Annotated in this window: 26 protein-coding genes and 2 pseudogenes; 7 read left to right on the plus strand and 21 right to left on the minus strand. The window is 64.3% G+C overall.

The features are described 5' to 3' along the window. Nucleotides 1-75: 75 nt before the first annotated feature. From ATE71_RS07700 to ATE71_RS07710, 3 genes are read left to right on the plus strand one after another with little or no spacing between them, the layout of a single operon-like run. Complete coding sequence (locus ATE71_RS07700) at nucleotides 76-1,578, plus strand: sensor histidine kinase (protein ID WP_058802889.1); 1,503 nt, start codon at nucleotides 76-78, stop codon at nucleotides 1,576-1,578. Then, on the plus strand, nucleotides 1,571-2,020 hold the full coding sequence (locus tag ATE71_RS07705; protein WP_058802890.1) for a response regulator: 450 nt from the start codon (nucleotides 1,571-1,573) through the stop codon (nucleotides 2,018-2,020). Before ATE71_RS07700 ends, ATE71_RS07705 begins: the two co-directional genes overlap by 8 nt. Before the next feature lie 19 nt (nucleotides 2,021-2,039). Then, nucleotides 2,040-3,095: a response regulator gene (locus ATE71_RS07710; RefSeq protein WP_235587954.1), complete on the plus strand. Its 1,056-nt coding sequence runs from the start codon at nucleotides 2,040-2,042 to the stop codon at nucleotides 3,093-3,095. Nucleotides 3,096-3,215: 120 nt separating this feature from the next. On the opposite strand, the gene ATE71_RS07715 is transcribed toward ATE71_RS07710, so the two are convergent. From ATE71_RS07715 to ATE71_RS07745, 7 genes are all read right to left on the minus strand, one after another. Beyond that, nucleotides 3,216-3,413 (minus strand): CsbD family protein, encoded by a 198-nt coding sequence (locus ATE71_RS07715; RefSeq protein WP_058802977.1) that lies wholly within the window; start codon nucleotides 3,411-3,413, stop codon nucleotides 3,216-3,218. Nucleotides 3,414-3,643: 230 nt separating this feature from the next. Beyond that, nucleotides 3,644-3,907, minus strand: coding sequence for a DUF6894 family protein (locus ATE71_RS07720; RefSeq protein WP_058802891.1), 264 nt, complete (start codon nucleotides 3,905-3,907; stop codon nucleotides 3,644-3,646). Between the two features lie 18 nt (nucleotides 3,908-3,925). Beyond that, on the minus strand, nucleotides 3,926-4,666 hold the full coding sequence (locus tag ATE71_RS07725) for a Crp/Fnr family transcriptional regulator (RefSeq protein ID WP_063132294.1): 741 nt from the start codon (nucleotides 4,664-4,666) through the stop codon (nucleotides 3,926-3,928). A 148-nt stretch (nucleotides 4,667-4,814) separates the two neighbouring features. After that, entirely contained in the window at nucleotides 4,815-6,284 is a 1,470-nt protein-coding gene (locus ATE71_RS07730; protein ID WP_058802892.1) for a bifunctional 3-(3-hydroxy-phenyl)propionate/3-hydroxycinnamic acid hydroxylase, read from the minus strand. Further along, a complete protein-coding gene (locus ATE71_RS07735) occupies nucleotides 6,281-7,312 on the minus strand; it encodes an MBL fold metallo-hydrolase (protein ID WP_058802893.1) in 1,032 nt (343 codons plus the stop codon). The genes ATE71_RS07730 and ATE71_RS07735 overlap by 4 nt, the downstream gene beginning before the upstream one ends. Before the next feature lie 7 nt (nucleotides 7,313-7,319). Further along, nucleotides 7,320-8,159, minus strand: coding sequence for a fumarylacetoacetate hydrolase family protein (locus ATE71_RS07740; protein WP_058802894.1), 840 nt, complete (start codon nucleotides 8,157-8,159; stop codon nucleotides 7,320-7,322). Beyond that, nucleotides 8,156-9,175 (minus strand): VOC family protein, encoded by a 1,020-nt coding sequence (locus ATE71_RS07745; protein WP_058802895.1) that lies wholly within the window; start codon nucleotides 9,173-9,175, stop codon nucleotides 8,156-8,158. Before ATE71_RS07745 ends, ATE71_RS07740 begins: the two co-directional genes overlap by 4 nt. A gap of 77 nt (nucleotides 9,176-9,252) precedes the next feature. Here ATE71_RS07745 and ATE71_RS07750 point away from each other — a divergent pair, with 77 nt between their 5' ends. Further along, nucleotides 9,253-9,885 carry a TetR/AcrR family transcriptional regulator gene (locus tag ATE71_RS07750; RefSeq protein ID WP_058802896.1) on the plus strand — a complete coding sequence of 211 codons (633 nt, stop codon included), beginning with the start codon at nucleotides 9,253-9,255 and terminating at the stop codon, nucleotides 9,883-9,885. On the opposite strand, the gene ATE71_RS07755 is transcribed toward ATE71_RS07750, so the two are convergent. Next, nucleotides 9,869-10,567 carry a pirin family protein gene (locus ATE71_RS07755; RefSeq protein WP_058802897.1) on the minus strand — a complete coding sequence of 233 codons (699 nt, stop codon included), beginning with the start codon at nucleotides 10,565-10,567 and terminating at the stop codon, nucleotides 9,869-9,871. The two genes, ATE71_RS07750 and ATE71_RS07755, sit on opposite strands and share 17 nt — an antisense overlap. A 52-nt stretch (nucleotides 10,568-10,619) precedes the next feature. After that, nucleotides 10,620-11,009: pseudogene (locus ATE71_RS07760) on the minus strand (hypothetical protein); the annotation flags it as partial. Between the two features lie 293 nt (nucleotides 11,010-11,302). On the opposite strand from ATE71_RS07760, the gene ATE71_RS07765 reads away from it, so the two are divergent. Continuing rightward, entirely contained in the window at nucleotides 11,303-11,683 is a 381-nt protein-coding gene (locus ATE71_RS07765) for a Rap1a/Tai family immunity protein (RefSeq protein ID WP_058802898.1), read from the plus strand. 18 nt (nucleotides 11,684-11,701) lie between these two features. On the opposite strand, the gene ATE71_RS07770 is transcribed toward ATE71_RS07765, so the two are convergent. Genes ATE71_RS07770 through ATE71_RS07815 form a run of 11 tightly spaced genes read right to left on the minus strand, consistent with a single transcriptional unit; the run spans nucleotide 11,702 to nucleotide 22,375 of the window. Continuing rightward, on the minus strand, nucleotides 11,702-13,378 hold the full coding sequence (locus tag ATE71_RS07770) for an AMP-binding protein (RefSeq protein ID WP_058802899.1): 1,677 nt from the start codon (nucleotides 13,376-13,378) through the stop codon (nucleotides 11,702-11,704). Continuing rightward, nucleotides 13,375-14,967 carry an AMP-binding protein gene (locus ATE71_RS07775; protein WP_058802900.1) on the minus strand — a complete coding sequence of 531 codons (1,593 nt, stop codon included), beginning with the start codon at nucleotides 14,965-14,967 and terminating at the stop codon, nucleotides 13,375-13,377. Before ATE71_RS07775 ends, ATE71_RS07770 begins: the two co-directional genes overlap by 4 nt. Next, nucleotides 14,964-16,373 (minus strand): aldehyde dehydrogenase family protein, encoded by a 1,410-nt coding sequence (locus ATE71_RS07780; protein ID WP_058802901.1) that lies wholly within the window; start codon nucleotides 16,371-16,373, stop codon nucleotides 14,964-14,966. Before ATE71_RS07780 ends, ATE71_RS07775 begins: the two co-directional genes overlap by 4 nt. Before the next feature lie 12 nt (nucleotides 16,374-16,385). Further along, the gene (locus ATE71_RS22860; protein WP_321164270.1) at nucleotides 16,386-17,702 is read right to left on the minus strand and encodes a TonB-dependent receptor; all 1,317 of its coding nucleotides are present in this window, start codon (nucleotides 17,700-17,702) and stop codon (nucleotides 16,386-16,388) included. A gap of 9 nt (nucleotides 17,703-17,711) precedes the next feature. Then, the gene (locus ATE71_RS22865; protein ID WP_235587955.1) at nucleotides 17,712-18,605 is read right to left on the minus strand and encodes a TonB-dependent receptor; all 894 of its coding nucleotides are present in this window, start codon (nucleotides 18,603-18,605) and stop codon (nucleotides 17,712-17,714) included. Further along, nucleotides 18,605-19,087 (minus strand): c-type cytochrome, encoded by a 483-nt coding sequence (locus ATE71_RS07790; protein ID WP_058802902.1) that lies wholly within the window; start codon nucleotides 19,085-19,087, stop codon nucleotides 18,605-18,607. The genes ATE71_RS22865 and ATE71_RS07790 overlap by 1 nt, the downstream gene beginning before the upstream one ends. Continuing rightward, nucleotides 19,084-19,515 carry a c-type cytochrome gene (locus tag ATE71_RS07795; RefSeq protein ID WP_058802903.1) on the minus strand — a complete coding sequence of 144 codons (432 nt, stop codon included), beginning with the start codon at nucleotides 19,513-19,515 and terminating at the stop codon, nucleotides 19,084-19,086. Before ATE71_RS07795 ends, ATE71_RS07790 begins: the two co-directional genes overlap by 4 nt. Next, nucleotides 19,512-20,069 carry a methylamine dehydrogenase light chain gene (locus ATE71_RS07800; RefSeq protein ID WP_058802904.1) on the minus strand — a complete coding sequence of 186 codons (558 nt, stop codon included), beginning with the start codon at nucleotides 20,067-20,069 and terminating at the stop codon, nucleotides 19,512-19,514. Before ATE71_RS07800 ends, ATE71_RS07795 begins: the two co-directional genes overlap by 4 nt. Before the next feature lie 31 nt (nucleotides 20,070-20,100). Then, entirely contained in the window at nucleotides 20,101-20,691 is a 591-nt protein-coding gene (locus ATE71_RS07805; protein ID WP_058802905.1) for a redoxin family protein, read from the minus strand. Then, complete coding sequence (locus ATE71_RS07810; protein WP_058802906.1) at nucleotides 20,688-21,209, minus strand: MauE/DoxX family redox-associated membrane protein; 522 nt, start codon at nucleotides 21,207-21,209, stop codon at nucleotides 20,688-20,690. The genes ATE71_RS07805 and ATE71_RS07810 overlap by 4 nt, the downstream gene beginning before the upstream one ends. Next, complete coding sequence (locus tag ATE71_RS07815) at nucleotides 21,209-22,375, minus strand: amine dehydrogenase large subunit (protein WP_058802907.1); 1,167 nt, start codon at nucleotides 22,373-22,375, stop codon at nucleotides 21,209-21,211. Before ATE71_RS07815 ends, ATE71_RS07810 begins: the two co-directional genes overlap by 1 nt. Nucleotides 22,376-22,525: 150 nt before the next feature. Between ATE71_RS07815 and ATE71_RS07820 the strand changes: the two genes are divergently transcribed. Next, entirely contained in the window at nucleotides 22,526-23,185 is a 660-nt protein-coding gene (locus tag ATE71_RS07820; protein WP_235587956.1) for a TetR/AcrR family transcriptional regulator, read from the plus strand. Nucleotides 23,186-23,247: 62 nt separating this feature from the next. Beyond that, nucleotides 23,248-23,697, plus strand: a pseudogene (locus tag ATE71_RS07825) (glycoside hydrolase family 92 protein); the annotation flags it as partial. 137 nt (nucleotides 23,698-23,834) lie between these two features. On the opposite strand, the gene ATE71_RS07830 reads toward ATE71_RS07825, so the two are convergent. Beyond that, complete coding sequence (locus ATE71_RS07830; RefSeq protein WP_058802910.1) at nucleotides 23,835-24,980, minus strand: GGDEF domain-containing protein; 1,146 nt, start codon at nucleotides 24,978-24,980, stop codon at nucleotides 23,835-23,837. Nucleotides 24,981-24,984: the final 4 nt, after the last annotated feature.

Genomic DNA, 24,984 nt, shown 5'->3' on the forward strand with positions numbered 1-24,984 from the left:
GCACAGGGGACTTGCGCATGGCCCGCTTCGCCGCCATGCACCGTCACCAGTCGCCGCGCGAGGGAACCGGAAGGCATGAAATCGGACAAGCTCGCGTCGCTCGGACGCGACCGGCGCGCGAGCCGTGTCATCATCGCGCTTCTCGCGCTGGGGTTTGCCGCGCTGCTCGTCGCGGCGGCAGCGACTTACTGGGCGCAGCGCCAGAATGAGGAAAATGCGCAGCTCGTCTCGCACACGCTTGCGGTCGAGGCGCGTCTCGGCGCGTTCGCCAGCGTCAACGAACGGATGGAAACCGCGCGCCGCGGGCTGCTGCTCACCAACGATCCGGCCTTCGCGCGCATCATGGCGGCTGCAGAGGAAAACGCCCGTGCGCACATCGGCGATCTCGACCGGCTGGTCCGCGACAACCCGGAGCAGCGCGCCCGCGTTGCGCGTCTCGGTAAGCTTCTCGACGCCTATCGCGCCTATAATCGCGAAGCGATCGGCGGCGGTGCCGAGGCGCGCCGCTCGGTCGTCGATGGCTTCATGACCGACGCCGGTGTCCTTCATGTACGTGAGGTTCGCAGCGTTGTCGATGCGATGGTGGCGGAGGAACTCGGGCTGCTTCGCGACCGCGAGGCCAGGCAGCGGCGTGCGCTGGCCTTGTTCAACACCACGCTGTTGGTGACCGGACTGTTGATAATCGCGGTGGCGGCGGTGACGCTGCTGCTCATTCGGCGCAATCTGGCAGAACTTCGCGTGTCGCGCGAGCAGCTTCGGGTCCTGAACGAGGATCTGGAGGATCTCGTCGAGGCTCGCACCGCCGAGCTCAGCCGGGCCAATGCCGAAATCCAGCGCTTCGCCTATATCGTCAGCCACGACTTGCGCTCGCCGCTGGTCAACGTGATGGGTTTTACGGCCGAACTCGAGGCGGCGCGCAAGGCAATCGCCGACTATCTCGCGCGGAGCGATGCCGGTACGTGGGAGGCGCCCGATGCGACGACGCGCCTTGCGATCGAAGAGGATCTTCCCGAGGCGATCGGGTTCATCCGGAGTTCGACGCAAAAGATGGACCGGTTGATCAATGCGATCTTGAATCTCTCGCGGCAGGGGCGACGCGCGCTCGCACCGGAAAGGTTGGACCTCGGCGCCATCGTCGCCGGAATCGCCGAAAGTCTAGAACATCGGGTTCAGGAGACGGGAACGCGGATCGAGATCGGCGAGTTGCCCGCAATCGTCAACGATCGGCTTGCGGTCGAACAGATCCTGTCGAACCTCGTCGAAAATGCGCTCAAATATCTGAAGCCCGGAAGGCCCGGCGTCATCGCCGTAAACGGCGGGACCGAATATGGCCGCGCCTTTGTCGAGGTGAAGGACAATGGACGCGGGATCGACCCGCGCGATCACGACCGTATCTTCGATCTTTTCAGAAGGTCGGGAACACAGGACCAGCCCGGTGAGGGTATCGGTCTCGCACACGCCAGGGCGCTCGCCTATCGCCTCGGCGGCACGATCGACGTGCAATCGGCGCTGGACGAGGGTTCGACCTTCCGGTTCACCTTGCCGATCGAATGGAAAGGCGGAGATGAAAATGCCTGATCAACAACAACCCGTGAACATCGTGATGATCGAGGATGACGAAGGCCATGCCCGGCTGATCGAGAAGAATATCCGCCGCGCCGGCATATCGAACACGATCCATCATTTTACCGATGGTACCTCGGCGCTCGCTTTTCTCTACGATGCCGAGGACGGTCCGGCGCGCAACGGACCGGCGCTGGTCCTTCTCGACCTGAACCTGCCCGACATGAGCGGAACCGATATCCTCGCTCGCCTGAAGGGTGATGGTAGTGCGCTACGCCGGACGCCGGTGGTGGTGCTCACGACGACCGATGACAAGGTCGAAATCCAGCGCTGCTATGATCTTGGCTGCAATGTCTACATCACGAAGCCAGTGAACTACGAGAATTTCGCCGATGCGATCCGCCAACTCGGCCTCTTCCTTTCGGTGATCCAGGTCCCCGATCCGGATGCGGCTTGAGAAAGGGGCGTCCGCAGCGGTGGCGCATATTCTGTATATCGACGACGATGAGGGCATTCGCCGTCTGGTTTCGCGCAACTTGACGCGCGACGGGTTCGAGGTGAGCCTCGCGGCGAACGGTGCCGAGGGCGTGGCAATGACCCGCGAGGGCGCTTTCGACCTCATCGCCGTCGATCATTATATGCCAGGGCAGGATGGGCTGGAAACGCTCGAAGCGCTCCGCGCGATCACAGGCTGTCCACCGGTCGTTTATGTGACGGGATCGGAAGAAAGCCGGGTCGCCGTCGCGGCGCTCAAGGCGGGCGCTGACGATTATGTGGTGAAGTCGGTGGGAACCGACTTTTTCGAGCTGCTCGCGAACACATTCGGGCAGGTTCTGGAACGTGCCAGCCTCCGCCGCGATCGCGAGCGTGCCGAAGAGGAACTGCGCGCAAGCAACGCGCGGCTCGAGGCGCTACTGAAAGAGGTCAATCACCGCGTCGCGAATAACCTGCAGATGATCATGTCCTTCGTCGCGCTCCAGGCCAAAACGATCCCCGATGCCGAAGCGCGCGAGGCGCTGAAGAAAACGCAACAACGGATTGCGACCGTCGCGCAGGTGAATCGCCGTCTCTATACGACCAACGACGTCGAATATGTCGCGATGGACGATTATCTGGCCGGCCTCGCTGCCGATCTTGGCTCTAGCTGGTCGACGGGCGCGGCGCGGCGCGACGTTCGGGCCGAAGCCGAGCCGCTGCGCATTGCGACCGACAAGGCCGTGGCGCTGGGCATGATCGCCAATGAATGGGTCAGCAACGCCTGCAAATATGCATATGATGGCGCGGAAGACGGTGAAATACGCATCGCGCTGCGCGGTGCGGGCGATCGGATGGTCGAACTGAGCGTGGAAGATGACGGCCCGGGATTTGCAACCGACCGGCCGGCGCAGGGCACGGGGCTCGGTACGAAGCTGATCGATGCCATTGCGAGAACGCACCGCGCCGAGGTGCATTATGGGACGAACGAGGCGACCGGCACCGGGATGCGAGCCCGAATACGGCTTCCACTCGCCGCGCGCGAACTTAGGGCCTGAGCGGAGTTGGGCAAGCGCTCGGTCGACAGGCGCTCCGCAATCCGCGGCGCTTCCGGGCCAGTTGCGCAAGAAAAAGTCCGCGCGGCATAGCCACGCGGACTTCACTTGACCCAGGAAGGATCAGTAACTGTTCTCGAATTCGTCGATTTCGCGGTCGGCTTCATCCTGCGCCCGGCCATATTTCTCCTGAATCTTGCCGGAAAGGATCTTGCGGTTACCGTTGATCTGGTCGAGCTCGTCATTGGTGAGTTCGCCCCATTTCTTCTGGACGTGACCCTTCACCTGTTCCCAGTTGCCCTTGATCGTATCGCTGTTCATGATCGTTCTCCGTTGAAGTTCGTTCAGCCAACGCCGGATGGTCGCCACTGTTCCGCCTCGCGCGGCTAATTCGGTCGCAGAAAATCGCTGGCATAACATAAGTCAAGCTTATGATTTATAGGTAGCAATTGCGTCCGCGGTACGGCACCCGCTACGTCCGGTCCGGGCGAAGGGCGTGCCAGTCCAACTGGGGTGTCGGGGCAGGGAGGCACCGGTTGGCCGGCACCGTTTCACTCGCTCCCGGGCGCGAGGGTCGCGAGATTCCCGTTCGCGTCGACCGATGTCACCAGCAGCGTGCAAAGAAGCCGTCCCGTGTCATCGACGCACTCGACCCGCAGCAGCTGGTCGTGCCGCAGGATGTGCGGGTCGTCGGCGAGAAGGCTGCCGCCGTAGCGCACCGCCTCCAGTCCTGCGGCCGCATCGTCGGGAAGGTCCACGCCCACCTCGTCGATCTCGTGGTGGCCGTCGCGGGTGTGGAAGAAATAACGTCCCATCTCATCTGCTCCTTGGGGTCAGGACTGGTCGCGGTGGAGGTAAACGTCCGAGAATTCGGCAGTGGCGATCAGCGATTTCAGATCGGCGATGCGGATGCCGCGCCCGTCGCGAGCGATGGCGCCCGAACGTTCCAGCTCCTTGAGTGTCCGGTTCACATGGACGGGGGTCAACCCGAGTACGTCGGCAAGTTGTTCTTGCGTAAGCGGCATTTTGCGAATGTCGAGTCCGCCCGATCCCGTGTCGTGCAGTCGGAAGTGAAGCTCGCAAAAGAGATGCGCCAGGCGCGCGAGCGCATTCCGGCGGCCATTGTTGAGAAGCCATTCGCGGCCAATCGACGCTTCGATCAGAATATCGACCATGACGGCGCGCGCGATCGCGGGGCGCGCCTGCACCAGCCGTTCGAAGTCCGAAATCATGATGACGGTAAGTTCGACCGCGGTAAGCGCTTGGAGGTTGTGATCGACGGTGCGAAGATACATCGACTGGAAATCGAGCGGATCGCCGGGAATCTTGATCGAGACAATCTCGCGCCCGCCGCTGGCGGTGATCTTTTGCCGGTAGGCAAAGCCCGACCGCAGCACCGGGCAGATGTCCGAGCGGTCGCCTTCACGCAGGATATAGTCATTCGGTTCAAGATGCCGCGTCTGGTGCGGCAGCGCGGCGATGGCAGCCTGATCCTCTGTCGAAAGAAGACTGTGGCTAAGCAGTTTGGCAAGAAATATCCCCATTCCCGGCGGAGCCGTGTCGCGGTCGAACATGGTGCCAGCTTCCTCCTGCTATCCGTTGATGATGCGCCGTTATACCGTGGGGGTTGCGCGTGATCCCGACAGGGCAACGATCCGGCGCGCGGCAGGTTGCGATCGGTACGGACTGCTTCGGCAAAATGGCGCGCCTTCACGGCGCGGCTCAGGCGTGCGAGCCTGCGAGCGCCTGCCAGGACGAGAGGAGCTTCGCGCGCGGCCCTGTCCCGAAAACATAGCGGTCGGGCCGGACGAGCACCGCCTCGGCGCTGTGGCTGTCCAGCCAATCGCCGAGATATTCGGCGAAGGCGCGGAGTTCCGGACGGTCGAGATCCGAGCGCGAAATCAGCCAGTGGCCTTGGCCGAAACAATCGTCGATGCGGGCACCCCCGGCGGCGACGGGTTGGGCGAAATAGCTGCCGGCCGCGGGGCTTTCGGCGAGAATGATCCCCGTGGCTATCGAGGGATAGGCCGATGGCCCGTCGGGCAGCTTGCCCAGCAGTCCGGCGAGCTTGAAAGTCAGGTCGCGGCGCAGAGCGGCCCATTTGCTTGTCGTGCAGACCATTCGGCCCATCATGATCGCCATCTGGATGGTCGCGCGCAGGTGCGGCGCCCTTTCAGGCTGATAGCTGTCGAGCAGGGTTTGGCATGCGCCGTCGTTGACGACGGCTGCCAGTTTCCAGCCAAGGTTGGCGGCATCGCGCAATCCCGAACACATGCCCTGTCCGGCGAACGGCGGCGTCTGGTGCGCTGCGTCGCCAGCCAGCAAGACGCGGTCCCTGCGCCATTGGTCGGCGATGCGTGCGCGGAAGGTATAAACCGCCTTGCGTTCGATCCGCACTGCCCCCGCGACATTCCACGGCGCGAGCAATTTTTCGACAAAGGCGTCGTCGCTCACCTGCTCGGCGGTTTCGCCGGGCTTGATCATGAATTCCCAGCGGTGTCGCCCTTCGCCCATCAGCACGCAGGTCGTCGGGCGGTCGGGATCGCAGATTTGCAGATTGGCGTCGGGCAGCCGCGAATAATCATCGACGAGCACATCGACCACAAGCCATGGCTCTTCGAAGGCAAGGTCGTCGAAGGCAATAGCCGCGGCCTGGCGAACCGGCGAGCGAGCGCCGTCGGCGCCGACAAGAAAGCGCGCACGGATCGTCCGGTCCCCGTCTGGCGTAGCGATGCGGGCGCTGACGCCTTCCGCATCGCTTTCGAAGGATTTGAGCTCCCAGAGGCCATACAGCGCGGCGTTGTCATATTCGGCCAGCGACCGGCGCAGCGCCGCCTCGACCGACGGCTGGTGGATCATATTGGCCGCCGGCCAGCCCCCGGCGCCGATCTGGTCAGAGCCGTCGAAACGCAGCAGCACGGTCCCCTTGGCGTTGAGAAAGTCATAGCGGGCGACGCGGCGGCTGGTGGCGAACACCGCGTCGGCGGCGCCTGCTTCCTGCAGGATGCGCATGCATTCATGGTCGATATGGGCGGCGCGCGGCAGCGGATAGATGTCCGCTGTCTTTTCCGCTACGATCACCTTGATGCCGCGCTTAGCGAGGAGGATCGCCAGCGTGACCCCGGTCGGACCGCCGCCCACGATCAGGACGTCGCAGTCGAACGCGCTCGTCGAGCCGGCCTTGTCGGTCACAGGATGATCAGCATGCCGTCCTGTCCGACGGTCAGCTGCCCCTTGTAATGATCCGCCATCCCCTCTGCGTACATGCGGCGAACGACAAAACTGTCGGGATAGGGGATCAGATGGGTGAGCAGCAGATGCTTGACCCCGGCGGACTGCGCCTGCTTCGCGAGTGCGATATTGTCGGCATGATAGGGGATTGTGCGCGTCGCCACTTCGGCCTCGAAATCCATCCCCAGCCTTTTCATATGCGGAATCGCGCGCCGTACCATATGTGCGGCATAGGATTCATGGACCGCAAGGTCCGCGCCGCGCATCGCCTCCATATTGAGCGGGCTGACTTCGGTATCGCCGCTGACGAAGACTTTTTTGCCGCGATATTCGAGGACGTAGCCAAGCGCCGGTTTCACCGGATCGTGGACGACGAGGACGGCGTCGATGGTCACGCCGTCCTCGTCATAGACGCGGGCCATTCTTTTCCCCTCGGCGAAGGCAACTTCCAGCGGTTTGCCGAATGCCACCTCGCGCCGTTCGGCGAGATGCGGCATGTTCGCGCTGCGATAGCTTTCGTCGAGCGCATAGCTCTGCGCGAAACCGGCGACTATCGCGCGCATACCGGCCGGTCCTTCGACTTCGAGCGGGGTCGTGCGCCCCCAGATCCAGCCCGCGTTGATCAGCGTCCCGAGGTCATTGAAATGATCCGAATGGAAATGTGTGATGAACACCCGTTCGAGCTTGTTCAGCGGAACATGGGATTGTTCGAGCGATCGGACCGCGCCGTCGCCGACGTCGAAAAGAAAGATATGGCCACCCGCCGAAACCAGCGTGCAGGCCTGCGCTTTCGCGGCGCTTACCTCGGGCGAGCCGGTGCCGCAAAGGAGGACGCGGATATGCCCGTCGTTGGCGAGGAAGGCCGGATCGGGCTTTTGCTGCAACCGGTCGCGGATCGACGCGTCGATCAGGCTCTCGCGATTGAGATAGCCGACCACCGCCGCCGCGATGAAGAGCGCGAGTGCGGCGTAGAGGATCTTGCGAATCATGCGGCCCTCAGCCTTCGGCCTTCATGGTGCCCTCGATCGCACCGATCCCGTCGATTTCACAGCGCACGACGTCGCCCGGCTTCAGGAACTGGCGTGGGTCCATCGCAGCGCCGATGCCGCCCGGCGTGCCGGTGAACAGGATGTCGCCCGGTTCCAGCGTCATGCCGACCGACAGATGTTCGACCTGCTGCCAGATGTCGAAAACGAGGTGTGCGGTGTTCGAATCCTGGCGCTTTTCGCCGTTAACGAAACAGCGCAGGCCCAGCGTGTGGGGATTCCCGACCTCGTCGGCGGTGACGATCCATGGTCCCATCGGGGCATGGGTGTCGAAGCTTTTGCCGAGCGACCATTGCGGGACCGCATGCTGCCACATGCGTTCGGTGACGTCGTTGCCGACGCAATAGCCGAAGATCGCGGCGGGCGCGTCCGACGGAGCGATATGCTTACCGCCCGCGCCGACGATCGCGACAAGTTCGACCTCATAGTCGGCCGTCATCGTACCCGTGGCGATCTCGATCGGATCGTACGGGCCGTTGACGCTCGTTTGCGCTTTGGTGAACCAGACCTGTCGCTCGGGCGTCGCCATCTGCGATTCGGCGATATGGTCGGCATAGTTGAGCCCGATGGCAAAGATTTTGCCCGGCCGCTGCACCGGCGCTTCGAGCTTGACCGAAGACAGGGGGACGCCGCCTTCCACTGCGGCCTTTGCCTCGAGCTCGGGTTTCAGCCGCTCCCAGTCGCGGATCAGGTCGATCATCGTGCCGTCGATTCCGGTATCGACGATGTTGTCGCCGACGACGATTCCCGTGCGGGTCTGCCCGTTGGCGGTGTAGGTGGCGAGCTTCATTCTGTCGTGTCCTTGGTCTGGCGGCCGAACAGCCGCCGCAGGCGGATTTGCAGGGCGGTGAGGAATGCGACGAGGCTGGGCGGCGGCGGGCGCTTGCCGGCAAACATCGGGTGCGGGCTGCCCCATTGTACCGCGAGCAGCGCGCTCATCGGCTGTTTTTGCGGCGGGTCGTCGGCGGTGAACAGGTCGCCGTCGGTCCAATGTTCCAGCTCGTTGCCGAACGGATCTTTCCAATAATCGAAAATCTGGCTGCCCATGACATGGCGCCCGACGCCCCACGCCGGCTGGTGCTTTTTCGCCTTCAGATATTGGTGACCCAGCATCAGGTCGTCGAGATTGGCGACCTCGAACGCGGCATGGAGCAGGCCGAGTTCCCCCGGCAACTGCGCGAGGAAGATCGTATGATGGTCGGCGGGCTTGTCGCCGCGGTCGCAGCGCATGAAGGCGCCGAGCGGTACGTCCTTTGCGGCTTCTACCTCGTCGGAGGTGAGGAAACCGAAGCGATGCTTGTACCACGCCTCCGACAGACGAAAGTCGCGCACCTTGAGGACTGCATGGCCGATACGGCGGACGTGCGCGGGTGCCGCCTCCAGCCGCACGGCTTTGCGAACGCGCGGCTTGGCGGCAGCGGTGTTGCGTGGCCGATCGGGGAAGGGAAGGCTGGTCTCGCCCTTGGCCTGTCCGGCCACGACCTCGACACCATAGCCGTCGGGATCGGTGAGTCGCACGACCTTGCCGCCGCCGGGCGCGACGGAATCCTCGACGGTTACACCCTCGGCGGCGGCGAGCCGGTCGAGGTCGGCGAGCGTTTCTGCGCGCAATCCGATGGCAAGGAATTTTGCCTCGCCGGGTTCGGTGACATGGACAAAGGGACGGCCGTCGCTGCCCTTGCCGTAAAGGCGCCCGCCGGCCTCGAACACGGTCATCCCGAAATCCTCGAGAAAAGCCCGCATCGCCGCCAGGTCGGGTGCGGCGAAGCGCACATGCGCCATGTCTTCGACCTTGATGACGGCCATGATCTCTCCCTGCGACTCGTATATGACTATTTGGTCAATTAGGTTGAATATGACCGGATAGTCAAGTAGAGAGCGGTATGGCCACACAGCCCGAGCTTTCACCCCGCGCCGCCCGCACCCGCACCGCGCTGATTTCGGCGGGCTTTGACCTGCTCGCCGAAAAGCCGATCGACGCCATTCCGATCGACGAGGTCGTCGCGAAAGCCGGTGTCGCCAAGGGAAGTTTTTTCAATCATTTCGAGGACAAACAGGCCTTTGCGGAAGCGATCGCCACCGAGGTCAGACTGGAACTGGAGGATCAGATTACCAGGGCCAACGCCGATGTCGCCGACCCCGTCGAACGGATTGCCGGCGGCATGCGGGTCGGGGCCGCATTCGCGCTCGGAAACCCAAAGCGGACCATCGTGCTGCTGCGCAGCCACGGCAGCTCGACCGCCCGTGCGCATCCGCTCAACAAGGGGGTGCTCGACGATTTTGAATCGGCCTGCGCGCGCGGCCTGCTCCGGCCCGAAGCGAAGGAGAGCGGCGTGCTCTACTGGCTCGGCCTGTGCCAGGCGCTGATGTCGAACCTTGTCGAACGGCGGTTCGGCGAAGCCGAAGCACACCGACGCATCGCCGACATGATCATGCTTGGGCTTTCGGGCCTCGGCATATCGGCGGACAAGGCCGCAGGCCATGCGGCCAAGGCGTTGCTCAAGGCAGGTCGATGAGCAGGACTTCGGCTTCGGAATCGGCTTCGATGGACAGCAGGGTTTCCGACGTCAGCGCGGCGCCGTCGCCTTCGCGCATTTCGGTGCCATTGAGGCCGATCAGGCCGCCGATGACCTGCACCCAATAGCCGCGATCGGGATCGATTTCGCGCGCGATCGTCACCCCTTCGTCAAGGCGGGCGATCGCCATGACGGCATCCTGCCGCAGCGTCAGCGATCCATCGCGCCCGTCGCCGCTTGCAATGGTGATCCAGCGGTTTCGATCGTCGTCGTCCGCGAAGGCTTTTTGTTCATAGGACGGCGGGCCGCCGAACGTGGCGGGAATGATCCAGATCTGGAGCAAGTGGGTGCGTTCGTCGGCGCCGGGGTTGCGTTCGCTGTGGCGGATGCCGGTCCCCGCGCTCATTCGCTGGACCTCGCCCGCGCCGATGATCGCGCTGTTGCCCAGGTCGTCGCGATGTTCGACGGCGCCTTTCAGCACGATCGTCACGATCTCCATGTCTTCGTGCCCATGTTCGGGCAAGCCGGCGCCGGGGACGACGCGGTCCTCGTTCAGTACGCGGAGCGCGCGGAAGCCCATATGTTTGGGATCGTTGTAATCGGCGAAGGAAAAGCTGTGCCAGGCGTCGATCTGGCCGCCCTGGTGGCGGCCGCGTGCGCCGCGGTCCCTGAAACGGATCATCGTCATTCTCCCCCGGTGGAGCGCCGCCGGCTGGGCGGCGCTCCGGTCATGGTCAGGTCGCGTCGACGGGGACGATTTCGCTGTCCTCGATCGCCGTCACGCGCAGCACGTCGATGTCGCGGATCGCGGCGCCGTCGCGGGCGTTCACGCGGACGTCATCGGTCTGCACCGCACCCTTCGCCGGGACGAGATAGGCCTTGCGGTCCTTGCCCAGCTGATATTCTGCCTTCTCGCCGGCGCGAAGCGTCGCGCCGACGACGCGCGCGTCGGTACGGATCGGCAGCGCTTCATTGTCATTGTCATAACCCGACGCGAGCGTCACGAGCCTACCCTACCGCTCGCCCTTGGGGAAGGGTTTCGCGCTCCACTGCGGCGCTTCGCCGTCGCGGGTCGGCAGGATCCAGATCTGGAAGATCTTCCTCGTGAAATCCTCCAGATTATGTGCGAACCAGTCGGATAACATTTTTTGTCTATGTTCTATGTAATAGAAAAGATGCCACCGGGCGGCGCCGTATTGGACCTTTGAGAGTCGACGGTCGCTGTTCACCCCTTACCGCAGTTTCCAAATTGGATTTGCAAGCGCGATCCGGACAGCGGCGCTGGTGAAAAGCGACCGGATGCGTTGTTGCCCAAATCCTATTGGCGCTCTTCGGGCTGCATCGACTATAAGGCCCCGATTCCAGACGATCGGAGAGGCAATTGAAACGACTGTTTGCGTTGGCCCTGGTCGCGGGAATGGCGCCAGCCCCGGGCGCCGCCTTCCAAATGCGCGAGAGCCTGGCGAGGGGCGATTCCTATTATAATCAATGCGTTGTAGGCCCGAAGGATTATAGCGCGTGCATCGGATATTTCATGGGTATCGCCGACGCGCCGGTCATGAACATGGGCAAGACCCCCGAAGAGGCGATATATTGCCTGCCGCCGGGCGCCTCCTATGAACAGCATCGCGACCGGTTCCACACATTCCTGCGTGATAATCCGACGATCCGGCATATTTCGACGCACCATCTGTTCCTAATGGCGATGAATGCCGCCTTTCCTTGCGCAAGTTCGCCTGTGCTGTCGATCGACCCGGCTACCGACGGCTTGTATATGTCGGCGCCCGAGCCGCGGTGAGGACCTCCCGCCAGGCGCTCAGGTCCTCGTCGTCGCCGACCGTTTCGCCTCGTTCAGCAACTGGAGCGTCTGTTCGCGCATCGCGAACTTCTGCACTTTGCCGGTCACCGTCATCGGAAAACCCTCGACGAACCGGATGTGGCGCGGGATCTTGTAATGCGCGATGCGGCCCCGGCAAAAATCGCGCACCTCGTCGGCGGTCAGGGCCGAGCCCGCGCGCAGGATGATCCACGCGCACAGCTCCTCGCCATATTTCTCGTCGGGCACGCCGACGCATTGCGCATCGATGATATCGTCGTGCGTCATCAGATATTCCTCGATCTCGCGCGGATAGATATTCTCGCCGCCGCGGATCACCATGTCCTTGATGCGGCCGACGATCCGGCAATATCCCGCCGCGTCGATCGTCGCGAGATCGCCGGTGTGCATCCAGCCCTCGGCATCGATCGCCTCCGCCGTGCGATCCGCATCGTTCCAATAGCCGAGCATGACCGAATAGCCGCGCGTGCAAAGCTCGCCCGTCTGGCCGCGAGGTACGACGTCGCCCGCCAGATCGATCAGCTTGACCTCGAGATGCGGCTGGATACGGCCGACCGTCGATACGCGCAGGTCGAGCGGATCGTCGGTATCGCTCTGGAAACTGACCGGGCTTGTTTCGGTCATGCCATAGGCGATCGTGACCTGGTCCATGTGCATCCGGTCTATCACCTCGCGCATTACCGTCATTGGGCAGGGCGATCCCGCCATGATCCCGGTGCGCAGCGAAGAAAGGTCGAACCGGTCGAAATCGGGATGCGCGAGCGCGGCGATGAACATCGTCGGTACACCGTAAAGCGCGGTGCAACGTTCGGCCTCGACGGTTTCGAGAACGGCGTGCGGATCGAAGGCCTCGGCCGGATAGATCATCGTCGCGCCATGTACCGCACAGGCCAGGTTGCCCATCACCATGCCGAAACAATGGTAAAGCGGCACGGGAATGCACAGCCGATCCGCCGCGGCAAGCCCGATGCGTGCGCCCACGAACGCGCCGTTGTTGAGGATGTTGCGATGCGACAGCGTCGCGCCTTTGGGAAAGCCGGTGGTGCCGCTGGTGAACTGGATGTTGACCGGCATGGCGGGATCGATGCGAATATCCGCAAGTAGGCCCGTGTCGGCGCTGGCGAGCGCGTCGAACGGCAAGCAACCGGCATGATCCTTGTCGTCCAGCACGATGATATGGCGAAGGTCGGGTAGGCGCGCCGCGCGCAGCATTCCCGGGGTCGATGTCGGCAGTTCCGGCGCGAGTTCCCCGAGCATTGCGACATAATCGCTGCCCTTGTGCGACGGCGCGAGGATCAGCGCCGCGCATCCCACCTTGTTCAGCGCATAGTCGAGTTCGGCGACGCGATATGCGGGGTTGATGTTGACGAGGATCAGCCCCGCCTTGGCCGTGGCGAACTGGACGACGGCCCATTCGGCGCAATTGGGCGCCCAGATGCCGACCCGGTCGCCGGGTTTCAGTCCGCGTTCGAGCAGTCCCGCCGCGACCGCATCGACGCGCGCCTTGAGCTCGCGCCAGCTCCAGCGAACCGACTGGTGGCGCACCACCAGCGCCTCGCCATCGGGGTGGCGCGCGACGGTCCGGTCGAAACAGTCGCCGATCGTGGTTTCGATCAACGTAGCGCCCGTGTCCCCGCGAACGATGCTGTCGGTCATGCCAATCCATTCCTGAATTCATTGTCGCGCAATTCCTTGCGCCGGATCTTGCCGCTGACGGTCTTGGGCAGGCTTGCCACGAATTCAATCCGGCGCGGATATTTGTATGGCGCGGTCGTTCGCTTGACATGCTCCTGCAGTGCCTTCGCCAGTTCTTCGGACGCCTGATGCCCCGCCGCGAGAACGATGAACGCCTTGACCACCTCGCCGCGCGTGGGGTCCGGGCTCGCGACGACGGCGCTTTCGGCGACCGCTTCATGTTCGAACAGCACGCTTTCGACCTCGAAGGGCCCGATGCGATAACCCGACGACAGGATGACGTCGTCGGCGCGCCCGACGAACCAGAAAAAGCCGTCCTCATCGACTGTCGCACGGTCGCCGGTTAGGTACCAGCCATGGCGGAACACGCTAGCGGTCCGATCGGGGTCGCCGCGATAGCCAAGGAAGAGCCCCGGCGGGCGCCCCTCGCTGACGCGCAGCGCAATGTCGCCTTCCTCGTTCGGTGACAAGATTGCGCCGTCATGGCCGATCACCGCCAGGTCGATGCCTGGTGTCGGTCGCCCCATCGCCCCCTGCCGCGCGGCGCCCGCACGGTTGCAGCAAAGCAGCACCGTTTCGGTCTGGCCGTAGCCATCGTGGATTTCGAGCCCGGTCGCCTGCTTCCAGAGATCGATCACCTCGGGATTAAGCGGCTCGCCCGCGCTGACGCAGTGCCGCAATTGCCCGAAGGTCCGCCCGTCCAGGTCGCTGCGCACGAACATGCGGTAGGCGGTGGGGGGCGCGCAGAGCGTCGTCACGGGATGACGTTCGAGCAGATCCATCGCGACGGCGGGGTCGAATCCCGGAGCGTGGTGAACAAAGATCGCGGCGCCCATCAGCCAAGGTGCGAACAGACTGCTCCATGCTGCTTTTGCCCAGCCGGTGTCGGACATATTCCAGTGCAGGTCGCCGGGGCCAAGATCGAGCCAGAAACGGCCTGTAATCTCGTGCGCGAGCGGATATCCCGCGCCGTGGATCGTCATCTTGGGCTGTCCTGTCGTACCGCTGGTGAAATAGCAGAGCGCGGGATCGTCGAACGCGGTGTCGGCAATCTCGGCGAGCGGCTTTGCGACCGCCTTCGCCGCGCAATAGTCCATCCACCCGGCGCGCGCGCCGCCGACGTGGATCAGCGGGATTGCCGCGTCGATCGGCGTTTCGTCGACGCGCGGCGCGACATCGATCCCGGCGACGATGCAGCGGGCGTCCGCCGCGGCGCAGCGATAGGCGATATCTTTCGGCGTCAGCTGGACCGTGCCGGGCGAGGCGATCGCGCCGAGGCGCAAGCAGGCAAGCATCAACTCCCACCATTCGATTTCGCGCGACATCAGGATCAGCACGGTGTCGCCGCGCCTCACCCCGGCGGCGTGTAGAACGAAGGCGGCGCGCGCGCTATGCTCCGACAGTTCGGCGAAACTTCGGTCGACTGGCGTCCCGGCGCCGTCGGTCCAGAGCATCGCGCGGTCGGCCGGTCGTTCCTTCGCCAGTCGGTCGATCGCGTCGCGCGCGAAATTATAGTGCGTCGGCGGATTCCAGTCGAAGTCTTCGCTCATCCGCCGCGCGCCACGTTGATCACCGACAATTGCGTATATTCGGCGAGCCCTTCTTCGGACTGCTCGACGCCGAGGCCGGAAGATTTGACCCCGGCCATCGGGATGTGTGGTCCGATCGCGACATGCTGGTTCACCCACACCGACCCGCTTTCGATGCGGTTCGCGACCGACACCGCGCGATCGACGTCGCGCGACCATATCGATGCGCCGAGGCCGTAAGGCGACGCATTGGCGCGCGCGACGACATCGTCGACGTCCGAAAAACGGATCACCGGCAGAATCGGGCCGAACTGTTCCTCGTCGACGATTTCGTGCCCGTCGGTCACGTCGCGCACGATCGTCGGGCGCAGGAAATAGCCGGCGCGGTCGATGATCTCGCCGCCCGCGACGATCGTCCCGTCGCGGCGCGCGCTTTCAAGGAAAGCCTTTACCTTTTCGAATTGCGCCTTGTTCTGGATCGGACCGATCTGCGCGCCTTGCGCCAGTCCGTCGTCGACGACCGCGGCTTCGGCGAGCCGTGCCAGTTCGTCGCACATCGCGTCATAGATGCTGTCGTGGACATAGGCGCGCTTGATCGCGAGGCAAACCTGCCCGCAGTTGAGGAAGGCCGCGTTGAAGATGCCCTGCGCTACCTCGCGCACATCGACGTCGTCGAGCACGATGCCCGGATCGTTGCCACCGAGTTCCAGTGTCAGGCGTTTAAGCCCGTCCGCGGCGCTCGCCATGATCTTCTTGCCCGTTGCGGTCGACCCGGTGAAGCCGACCTTGGCAATGCGCGGATCGGCGGTCAGGTAACCGCCCAGATCATTGGCGTCGATGATGATATTTACGACACCCGCCGGAAAAATATTCTGGCAGAATTCACCGAGCATCAGCGCGCAGACCGGTGTCGTCGGCGCGGGTTTCAGCACGACCGTGTTGCCCGCGATCACTGCCGGTCCGATCTTCCAGCAGGCGACGAGCAGCGGGAAATTCCACGCGATGATCCCCGCGACCACACCGAGCGGCTTGCGGCGAACCTGGATCAGCCCGCTCGCGTCGTCCTGGATCACCCGCTCGGCGATTTCGAGCGTCGCATAGTGGCGCAGATAACCTTCGGCCCACGCGATCTCGCCCTGCGCCTCGGCGAGCGGCTTGCCCTGTTCCTGCGTCAACGCGCGTGCCAGCCTGTCGGCGTTGGCGGCGATCGCATCCGCCAGCGCGGCGACTTTCGCCTGCCGCTCGGCCAGGGGCACCTCGGCCCAGCCGGGAAAGGCGGTCGACGCGGCTTCGATTGCCTCGTCCGCCTGCCGCTCGGACGCGCGCGCGACGGTCACGAATATCTCTTCGGTCGCCGGGTTGACGACGTCCATGCTGTGATCGCCCTCGACCAGTTTGCCGCCGATCAGCATCTTATAGTCAGACATGCCGCTCTCCGTTCAGAATTTCATGCCCACGGTCACGCCGTAGGTTCGCGGAGTTCCGACATGGTTATAGTCGAAACCGAAGCCCGCGAGCAGGTCGACGCGCGAGGTGAAGTAGAATTTGTTGGTGAGATTCTTGCCCCAGACCGACGCGTTCCAGCGGCCGTCGGCCGATTCCCAGTCGATATGCCCGGCGAGGAGAACATAGCTGTCCTGCCGCAGCCGCGCGATGTTGAGCACTTCGAAATATTGGTTCGACGCATAGTTGAGGTCGCCGTGGACGCTCAGCTTGCCGCTCGAACCATCCATCACCGTTGCATCGAACCCGCCTGTAAAGGTCAGCTTCGGCGCGTTCGACAGACGGTTTCCGCCGACATCGACACCGCTGACGGTCCCGCGCTTGATCTTGGTATCGAGCAGGCCGATGCCGCCGCGCAGCGTGACCATGTCGGTCGCACGCACGGTCAGTTCGGCCTCGCCGCCCAGGATGCGCGAACGGGGGATATTCAGCAAGGTCTGCGCCGCGCTCGCGGGATCGACGTTGATGAATTGCTGGTTGCTGTAGGTATAGCGGAACGCCGCCATGTTGAGCGTGACGCGGCGGTCGGCGAACTGGCTCTTTAGTCCCAGCTCGAACGCGTCGATCTTTTCCGCTTTCGCGACCGACAGTTCGGATGGGTCGAAGAATGCCTGAGCGTTGAAGCTCGGCGCGCGGTAGCCGCGACTGTAATGGCCATAAACCATCACGTCGGGATTGACCTTGTAATCGGCGCCGATCTTTCCCGACAGATTTTCCTGGCTATATTCCAGCCGCGACGACGGGATCAGATTTGCGACCAGCACGCCATCGACGCCGAGGGCATTCGACTCGAAATTGCTCTGTACGCCCTTGTCGTGCGTGAAGCGAAGGCCGCCGCGCAGCGTGAACCGGTCGCTGACCTCGAAACTCATGTCCGAATAGAGCGCATAGCTCTTCTTGACCTGGTCGAAGCTGTTGCGGAACAGGCAGGCAAGCGGGAGGCCCGCCGCGCAGTCATCGACGTCGATCACGCCATTTCCATCGACATCGATATCCTTGCCGATTTCGAAGGTCGTTTCGTTATAGACCTTCTCGCGATTGAAATAGGCGCCGAGGATGAAGTTGAACGGGCCGCCGAAGTCGCTTGTCAGGCGCAGGTCCTGCGCGAATTGCGTCGCCCGGTCGGTATAGGGGATTTCGAGCAACTCGGTCGCCGTACCGTCGGTGTCCTCATAGAAATTCAGCCGCCCCTTGTCCCACGACGTGACGCTGGTGATCGCGAGCGTATCGCTCAGATCGACCGTTCCCGTCAGCGATACCGACTAAGTCCGCGCGCGGCGCCGGTCTGTGACATTGGCCTCGATCTCGCGGCGGCCCAGCCCCGGCCGGTTCACCGTTTCGGGCTGCGCATAGATGCCGTAATTACGCGGGTTCTGATAGCTGGTCGATGCACGCAGGACGAAGCGCGCACCGGCGCTCGGTTCGAAGAGCAGGCTGCCGCGGATGCCATATTCGCGCACGCTCGCAAGATCGGGTTCGTCCGGCAGCTGGTTCTTGAACCAGCCATCGGCGCGCGCGAAGGTGAAGGCGACGCGCGCCGCCAGCGTCTCGCCGAGCGGCACGCTCACGGCGCCATTGGCTTCATAGCGGTCATAATTTCCATAGCCGAGGTTCAAATACCCCTCGGTGTCGCCGAGCACCGGCGTACGGCTGATCAAATTGACTGCGCCGCCGGTGGTGTTTTTCCCGTAGAGCGTCCCCTGCGGTCCGCGCAGAACCTCGACGCGCTCGAGGTCGTACATCGCGACCCCGAGGAAAGCGAAATTGCCCTTGTAGACTTCGTCGTAATAAGTCGCGACAGGGCTCGCTTGGTTGAGGCTATAGTCGGACATCGACACGCCGCGCAGCGCAAAGATCGGGGTGTTGTCGCCGACCGTCGAAGTGAGCTGGAGGTTGACGATCTTGCCGGCCAGTTCGTCGGCTTGCGTCACGCGCTGCCTTTCGAGCGAGTCGCCGCCGATCGCGCTGACCGCGATCGGAACATCCTGCAGCCGCTCGGATCGTTTTTGCGCGGTGACGACGATGTCGGTCCCGTCGACCGTTTCGGCGTCGGCGGCTTCGGCGGCGCTTTCCTGCGCCAGTGCCGGCATCGATACGCCCGCCAGCAGCAGCGCAAGCGTCGGACGGGCGGCACGCCGCATCATTCCCTTGGTCATCAAAATCCTCCCCTGTTCTTGTTTCCCTTATCGTCCTGCGCCATGCGGGCGACCATGCCCGCGCGCATCGTCATCGCCTCCGCGCGCAGCGGCTTCAGCCGCAGCCGCCCGACCTCGGCAGCGGTGTAGGGCCTGAAGTCGGCCGGGACGTTCGCGGCATCGAAGCGCACGAGCGACCAATTCACCACTTCGGCCAGGTCGGCATCGGATAGCGCCGCCGTCGCGACTCCCGGCACCTGCACCAGATATTCGCGCCCGCCCGGCACTTGCAGGAAGCGCGCGACGAAACCCGCCATCGTCGGCGTCGTCTGCGGCGTTCCGGTCGCGTCGGCGCGGTGGCAGCCCTGGCACGACAACATCCAGTTCTGCCGCGCGCGCGCCGCATTTTCGACGCCCGGAATGGCCTCGGTCCCGCTCCACGCCGGGGTGGCAACGGCCGTTCCGGTCGCCACGATCAGCGCGGACGCGGCCAGCCATTTCATTTCGGCTGCAACCGTCCCACAGCGGCCGAGTTGAGCGCCGCGCTGCCCGCCCGATATCCCGCAATCTCTTTCGGCGTGAAGGCTTTCGCCGATCCGCCGCGCACCACATGGTTCAGCACCGCGGCCACCTGTGCGTCGTTCAGCCCCGCCTGCGCGGGCATCATTCCGCGATAGGCCTTGCCCTCGACGGTGATCGGTCCCGATACGCCGCGGATCACGACCAGTGCGAGATAACGGCGCCCGGCGGGGGTTGCCGCCAGCTTGCGGACATCGGTCTTCAATGGCGGAAAGGCACCCGGGACCCCGGCACCGTTGGCCAGATGGCACGCGGCGCAGCGTTTATAGATCGTCGCACCGTCCTGAGCATCGGCATGCCCTGCGGCTGTCAGCCCGGCGGTTGCGGCAAGGATCGCAAGCCGCCGCATCATTGCTGGTCCAACGCAACGCCGAGGATCACTGCGGTCGAACAATTATAGATCGCGCTCTCGGTCCCGAGGCACCAGTTGATGTCATTGTTCGCTTGCGGGCGCACCATCGGCCGGTCACGCTCGTTACGGTTGCACAGGCAGCGCCCGCACGAGGATTTGCCGCAGCAGTCGTTATAGCTGATGATATAGGCGCGGTTGTCGGCTGGATTCTGGCAGGTGCCGATCCAGGTGATCGGCGACATTTCGGTTCCCGGCGGGCAACTGCTCGCGGTGCCGCCGCAGCAACTGCACAAAAAGCCGTCGATTGCGCAATAGCGCCAATAATCGCATTGCGTCTGGTCGCCGGGATCCTGCGGATTGCCCGTCGGTTGCGGAGCGATCGGATCGCCGCCGCCATGGCCGTGTCCTTGGGCCTGCGCGCGCGACACCGGCAGCACCGGGATCACCGCCGCGCCGGTCAGCGCGCCGCCGATCAGTGTCAGCAGGCTGCGCCTCGATGTCGCGCGGGCGACCCGGCGGGTCACTTTCTCCGAAAATTTGTCCAGTCCCGACATATCCGTCCCCTTGTTGTCGCGTCGTGCGGGTTCAGCCGCGCGCGAGATATTCTTGGATCGATGCGACGCGGCGCTCCTTGGCCTCAAACAGGCTTTCCAGATGCTCGCGATTGTTGACGAGGCCGAGCGACGCGATGCGGCCTTCCTCGTCGATCAGCACCGCATAGGGCAGCTTCGAGACGCCGAGCGATCGGCCGAGCTCTTCGGACAAGACATAGTCAAAGCGCGCGAGCCCCTCGGCCATCACGAGCCGGCGATGCGCCGCGGCGTCGCCGTCGCTGGCGAGCACGACGTCGAGCCAGCCACGCTCGGCCTCGCTCGCCGAGCGGACGACGGGCAGCAATGTCTTGCACACCGGGCAGTCGGGCGAGAGGAAGAAGATCAGTTGGCCGCGGCGCGCGCGCTCACCGCCGATCGCGACCTCCTTGCCTTCCAGCGTCCGCAGCGTCATCTCGGGCGCCTTGTCGCCGACATTGACCTTTTGATGCAGCGTCAGCGCGCCAGCGGGTGCGATGCGTTCGTGCAGGACCCCGACCTGCCGCGCGAGCGCGGCGACGAACACCCCCAGAACGGCGACGGCGATCCATAGCAAGATTTGTGAGGCGAGGAAAAATCCGGTCATCGGGCAGCACTCCGGCTGGTGGCGGGAAGATGGGCGATTTCGCCGGCGGCGAAGAGCAGCGCGACAAAGGCGAGGGCGGCGAAGACCGATTGCACATCGACGCTGCCGCCCCCGGCGGGAGAGAGGGGAATGAGCGCAAGCGCGGCGAGGGCGAGCGCCAGCGCACGCGCGATGGCGAAGCGGCCGATACCGGTCTGCCGCCTGCCGAAATCGCAGCCGCAATCGAGGCCGCCGTCGCCGCGGCGCCGCGCGGCGAGCAGCGCGGCGCCATATCCGGCCCAGACGAGTACAGCGAGCAGCGCCCCCGCGATGCGCGACGCCGGAAAGAGCAGGGCAAGCGAAGCAGCCAACTCGATCGCGGCGGCGGCCATCGTCACCGGCGCGGCGACGGCGGGATCGAGACGGAGCAGCCCGGCGGTCGCCGCGGCTAGGCGCGCCCGTTCGGCGAGCTTGTGCGCCGCCGCAATGGCGAGGACCAGCGCGAGAAACAGCGCGAGGACGGATGCGATCGCGGGCATCAGCGGGCCGCCGTCATTGTCATCGGGTCGTGCGCAACGCTCGCGACGGTACGGACGAAGGCGCCGGTCGCGGCGTCATAAACGTCGAGCGATCCGTCGGGGCGCGACGCGACAAGCAGGGGCGTTTCCTGCTGCGTCGCCTCGATCGAGATGCTGTGATTCTTGAGCGCGATGCGGCGGACGACCGTTTTTGCTTTCGGGTCGATCACCCACGCTTCGGTGCCGCCATCCTTGTGCGACCCCTCGCCGCCCTTGGGATTCATCAGTACATAAAGCAGTCCGGCACGGTCGGCCGAAATGACCTGCCAGCCGCCGGGGCGCCATTCGGGGTCACCGCCCGCCTGCGCCGGAATAGCGAAGCTGCCGAGATCCTTCGCCGCGGCGCCCGAAAAGTCGATGGCGCGCAGATTGCCCTTGAAGCTGACGAACCAGCCGGTGCGCCCGACCATTGCGGGGGTCATGAACAGCGGATCGTCGTCGATATCGTTGAACGCTTCGCTCGTCACGGCGGCCCCCGGCTTGCCCGCCGCGTCGAGCGTCATGCTCGTCATCGTGCCGTCGGCGCAGAGCGAGGTGAAACCGCGCGGCCCGGTCGGATAGACAAGCGAGCAGCCCGGCAGGTCGATGTCAGACAGGATCTTGCGTCCATCGAGATCGACGACGGTGACCGAGGAGCCGGGGGTGAAATTGAAAACCAGCGCCCATTTCTCGTCATTCGTGAGTTGCAGGCTGTTGCGCAGCGTGACGAACAGCCCGCGCTTGCCGCCGGGCAGGACGATCTCACCCTTCGGCGCCAGCGTCTTCGTGTCCCAGATGGTGATGACGTCGGTGCGTTCGCCGCGGGTCAGCCGCGAATAGAAGGTTTCGCCGACATAGATTTCGCCGCGCGTCGTCGACGGCAGGATGTTGCCGAATTGCGCGACCGGGATTTGGCCGCGCAGATGGTGGTTGTCCGCCCCGACATCGACCAGCGCCGCGCGACCGTCGGGCAGGCTGTTGAAATGCAGGTCGTGCACAACGACCCAGCTCGCGGGATAGCGTTCGGGCAGTTCGGTGACTGTCGGAACCGGCTCTTCGGGCAAGGGCTGCGGATAACCCGCTGCGCCTGCCGCGCCGACCGACCACATCAACGCGGCAAACGCCGCCCCTCTCAGAATGCTCTGCATCCCGCACTCCCTCGTTCGTGCTGACAATCGGCTCTGACGGCCGATTCGAGCTGATGTTGATCGTTCGTCCAATTTTAGTCAAGTGTCAAAATTAGGGCACTTGTCCAAGGTCGCCAACGCGGTTACCTAGACCGCGAAGGATGCTGAATCTTGACGAATTTCATTGTGCCCGACCTGAAAATCACCCCGCGGCCGGGGGGCTATGCGCGCGGCCAGGACGGGTTCGAGCATATACTCCGCTCGGCGCTGTCGCTGCTCGTCAACCATGGATCGGCGGCATTGACGCTCCGGCGGATCGCAACCGAATCGGGAATGAACGTCGGAAACCTCAACTATTATTTCCGGTCGAAGGAGGAATTGATCCGCGAACTGCTCAACGCAGTGATCAGCAGCTACGAGGAATCGTTCGACGAGATCATTCATGAGCCCGGCGCAAGTGCCGAGGCGCGGCTCGAGAATATGGTCATGCTGATCCTCGAGGATATCACGACCAAGAAGACGACGCGCTTCTTCCCCGAACTGTGGGCGATGGCGAACCATGACCCCTTCATCCATGACCGGATGAGCGAGCTTTACGACCGCGCGCGCGTATCGCTCAATGAACTGATTGCGGAGATCAATCCCGAACTGCCGAGCGACCAGCGCGAGATACTGGCGCTGTTCATATCGGGATCGATGGAGGGCATGACGGTCTTCGCCGGCTATCAAAAGCCCTGGGTCGCCCAGATGCCGATCCTGAAAACGCTCGCCAAGAAATCCTTCGTCCAGCTGGTGAAGTCGTTGCGAGCCGAGGATTTTACAGCGTCCTAGGTGCGGTCGGGGCGATCGTTTCCCGATTGGGCAGCTTGATCGCTTCGCGGCACAAGAGCGCGATGAAACGTCTGTCCGCCGCCGCGCTGCTCGCCCTCCTGCCAATCCAGTTCTTCGCCGAGCAACCGGCGTCCGACCCGCTCGCCTTCGTCGATCCGATGATCGGCACGGGCCCCGAAGGCCGCACCTTCCCCGGCGCGACCGCGCCCTTTGGCATGGTCCAGCTATCGCCCGACACCGACGCGACGTGCCAGATCCGCGAATGCTACGATCATGCCGCCGGATACAGCTACAACGACCCGACGATACAGGGGGTCAGCCACACCCATTTCTCGGGCGCGGGCCATTCGGATCTTGGCGACATCCTCGTCATGCCGCAGGTGCGGGAGGTCAAGCTCGATCCCGGCGACCCGAAACAGCCCGGATCGGGCTATCGCCAGCGTTTCAGCCATGACACTGAGAAAGCCAGCCCCGGCTATTATGCCGTGACGCTCGCCGACAGCGGCATCCGGCGAACGTCACGCGAGCGCGAAGAGACGCTGGCCCTGCGCCGCGAGGTGGCCGAAGCGATTGCGACCCGCGATCCGGCCAGGGCGCGTGCCGCAATGGAAAGCCATTTCGCCAATTCGATCGGCGAAATGCTGCGCGATCAATTCTGAACCGTCGGCTCAGTCCGATGCTGTGACCCGTTCCGGACGGCCATTGTTGCCCGGTCGAGGGCGTGTTCCGCCTGCTCGAGCAGCCCGGCAGCCGGCCCGGCGCAAGCCGGCGCCATGGCCGCGACGCCGATGCCGACGGTCACCGGGGCAGGCAGGCCGGCGGCGGGCTCGCGGGTGAAGGATGCAACCGTCGTGGCGATCCGTTCGGCGACCTGCGCCGCCGCGTCCTTGCCCGTGTCGGGCAGGAGCAGCGCGAATGTCCTGCCGCCCATCCGCGCCGCAAGATCGGTCGCCTCGCGTGCGCTGCCTGCGAGCACGTCGGCCACCGCCTGCACGCAAAGATCGATGGCTGCGGGGCCGAAATTTTTGCGGTAAGCGTCGAAATCGTCGATTTCGACGACCAGGAGCGCGATCGGGCGATCCGTCCGGGCCGCCATGGCCCAATAGAGTTCGAGCCGCTCGTCGAAGGCGCGGCGATTGGCGAGCCCGGTCAGCGGGTCGGTCCGGCCCAATGCCGCCGTCTGGTCCCGCAGTTCCCCGGCAAGCCGTTCATTTTCCGTCGACAATTCCGCCGCGCGCGCGATTCCGCTTCCGAACCACCGCCCGGCGATCGCCACCGTGCCGCAAAGCACGAGCGCCACGATACCGACCTGAAAATGGCCGCTGCGCCCGCTGGTCAGGAACCCCGCCGCCGCGATCGCCGACGCCGGGATGTGGAAGGCAAGGTGCGCCGGCGCATAAGGAAGCGATACCGCGCCGATTGTCATCGCGGCGAGCGCAACCGCGGTGACGACGAGCAATTGGGGATCGGTGGCGGCGCGCGTACTCCAGAACAGCATTGCCCCCCATGCGAGACCCGAAAGAAGCATCAGCGCGGTTGCGCCGCGAAGCCATGTCGTGGGTTGGCGGCGCTTTCGCGCGCGATACGGCGCGGCCGCGATCACTCCGACGCCCATAAGCAGCGTCGCGGCGGCGACGAACAGATCCGCGACGGCTTCGGCCGGCGTCCCGAACATCGTCGTCGCGGCCAGCACGGCGCCCGCAAAGCCCGTTGCCGCGTTGAGAGCGACGGCGGGGAGCAGGGCGCCGGCCTGCGCCGCGGCGATGCTGTCGTTTGTTTCCCCTGCCTCTGACACCCGC

This window comes from Sphingopyxis sp. H115, assembly GCF_001468465.1.
GTDB lineage: Bacteria > Pseudomonadota > Alphaproteobacteria > Sphingomonadales > Sphingomonadaceae > Sphingopyxis.

What these genes read in the sequence shown, in the direction of transcription:
- ATE71_RS07780 (WP_058802901.1), bottom strand. Translation starts at nt 16,373, where the DNA reads ATGTCTGACTATAAGATGCTGATCGGCGGCAAACTGGTCGAGGGCGAT.
- ATE71_RS07765 (WP_058802898.1), top strand. Translation starts at nt 11,303, where the DNA reads ATGGCGCCAGCCCCGGGCGCCGCCTTCCAAATGCGCGAGAGCCTGGCG.
- ATE71_RS07715 (WP_058802977.1), bottom strand. Translation starts at nt 3,413, where the DNA reads ATGAACAGCGATACGATCAAGGGCAACTGGGAACAGGTGAAGGGTCAC.
- ATE71_RS07795 (WP_058802903.1), bottom strand. Translation starts at nt 19,515, where the DNA reads ATGATGCGGCGGCTTGCGATCCTTGCCGCAACCGCCGGGCTGACAGCC.
- ATE71_RS07755 (WP_058802897.1), bottom strand. Translation starts at nt 10,567, where the DNA reads ATGATCCGTTTCAGGGACCGCGGCGCACGCGGCCGCCACCAGGGCGGC.
- ATE71_RS07745 (WP_058802895.1), bottom strand. Translation starts at nt 9,175, where the DNA reads ATGGCCGTCATCAAGGTCGAAGACATGGCGCATGTGCGCTTCGCCGCA.
- ATE71_RS07770 (WP_058802899.1), bottom strand. Translation starts at nt 13,378, where the DNA reads ATGACCGACAGCATCGTTCGCGGGGACACGGGCGCTACGTTGATCGAA.
- ATE71_RS07800 (WP_058802904.1), bottom strand. Translation starts at nt 20,069, where the DNA reads ATGTCGGGACTGGACAAATTTTCGGAGAAAGTGACCCGCCGGGTCGCC.
- ATE71_RS07750 (WP_058802896.1), top strand. Translation starts at nt 9,253, where the DNA reads ATGGCCACACAGCCCGAGCTTTCACCCCGCGCCGCCCGCACCCGCACC.
- ATE71_RS07810 (WP_058802906.1), bottom strand. Translation starts at nt 21,209, where the DNA reads ATGCCCGCGATCGCATCCGTCCTCGCGCTGTTTCTCGCGCTGGTCCTC.
- ATE71_RS07705 (WP_058802890.1), top strand. Translation starts at nt 1,571, where the DNA reads ATGCCTGATCAACAACAACCCGTGAACATCGTGATGATCGAGGATGAC.
- ATE71_RS07725 (WP_063132294.1), bottom strand. Translation starts at nt 4,666, where the DNA reads ATGTTCGACCGCGACACGGCTCCGCCGGGAATGGGGATATTTCTTGCC.
- ATE71_RS22865 (WP_235587955.1), bottom strand. Translation starts at nt 18,605, where the DNA reads ATGACCAAGGGAATGATGCGGCGTGCCGCCCGTCCGACGCTTGCGCTG.
- ATE71_RS07815 (WP_058802907.1), bottom strand. Translation starts at nt 22,375, where the DNA reads ATGCAGAGCATTCTGAGAGGGGCGGCGTTTGCCGCGTTGATGTGGTCG.
- ATE71_RS07720 (WP_058802891.1), bottom strand. Translation starts at nt 3,907, where the DNA reads ATGGGACGTTATTTCTTCCACACCCGCGACGGCCACCACGAGATCGAC.
- ATE71_RS07700 (WP_058802889.1), top strand. Translation starts at nt 76, where the DNA reads ATGAAATCGGACAAGCTCGCGTCGCTCGGACGCGACCGGCGCGCGAGC.
- ATE71_RS07775 (WP_058802900.1), bottom strand. Translation starts at nt 14,967, where the DNA reads ATGAGCGAAGACTTCGACTGGAATCCGCCGACGCACTATAATTTCGCG.
- ATE71_RS07740 (WP_058802894.1), bottom strand. Translation starts at nt 8,159, where the DNA reads ATGAAGCTCGCCACCTACACCGCCAACGGGCAGACCCGCACGGGAATC.
- ATE71_RS07805 (WP_058802905.1), bottom strand. Translation starts at nt 20,691, where the DNA reads ATGACCGGATTTTTCCTCGCCTCACAAATCTTGCTATGGATCGCCGTC.
- ATE71_RS07735 (WP_058802893.1), bottom strand. Translation starts at nt 7,312, where the DNA reads ATGATTCGCAAGATCCTCTACGCCGCACTCGCGCTCTTCATCGCGGCG.
- ATE71_RS07790 (WP_058802902.1), bottom strand. Translation starts at nt 19,087, where the DNA reads ATGAAATGGCTGGCCGCGTCCGCGCTGATCGTGGCGACCGGAACGGCC.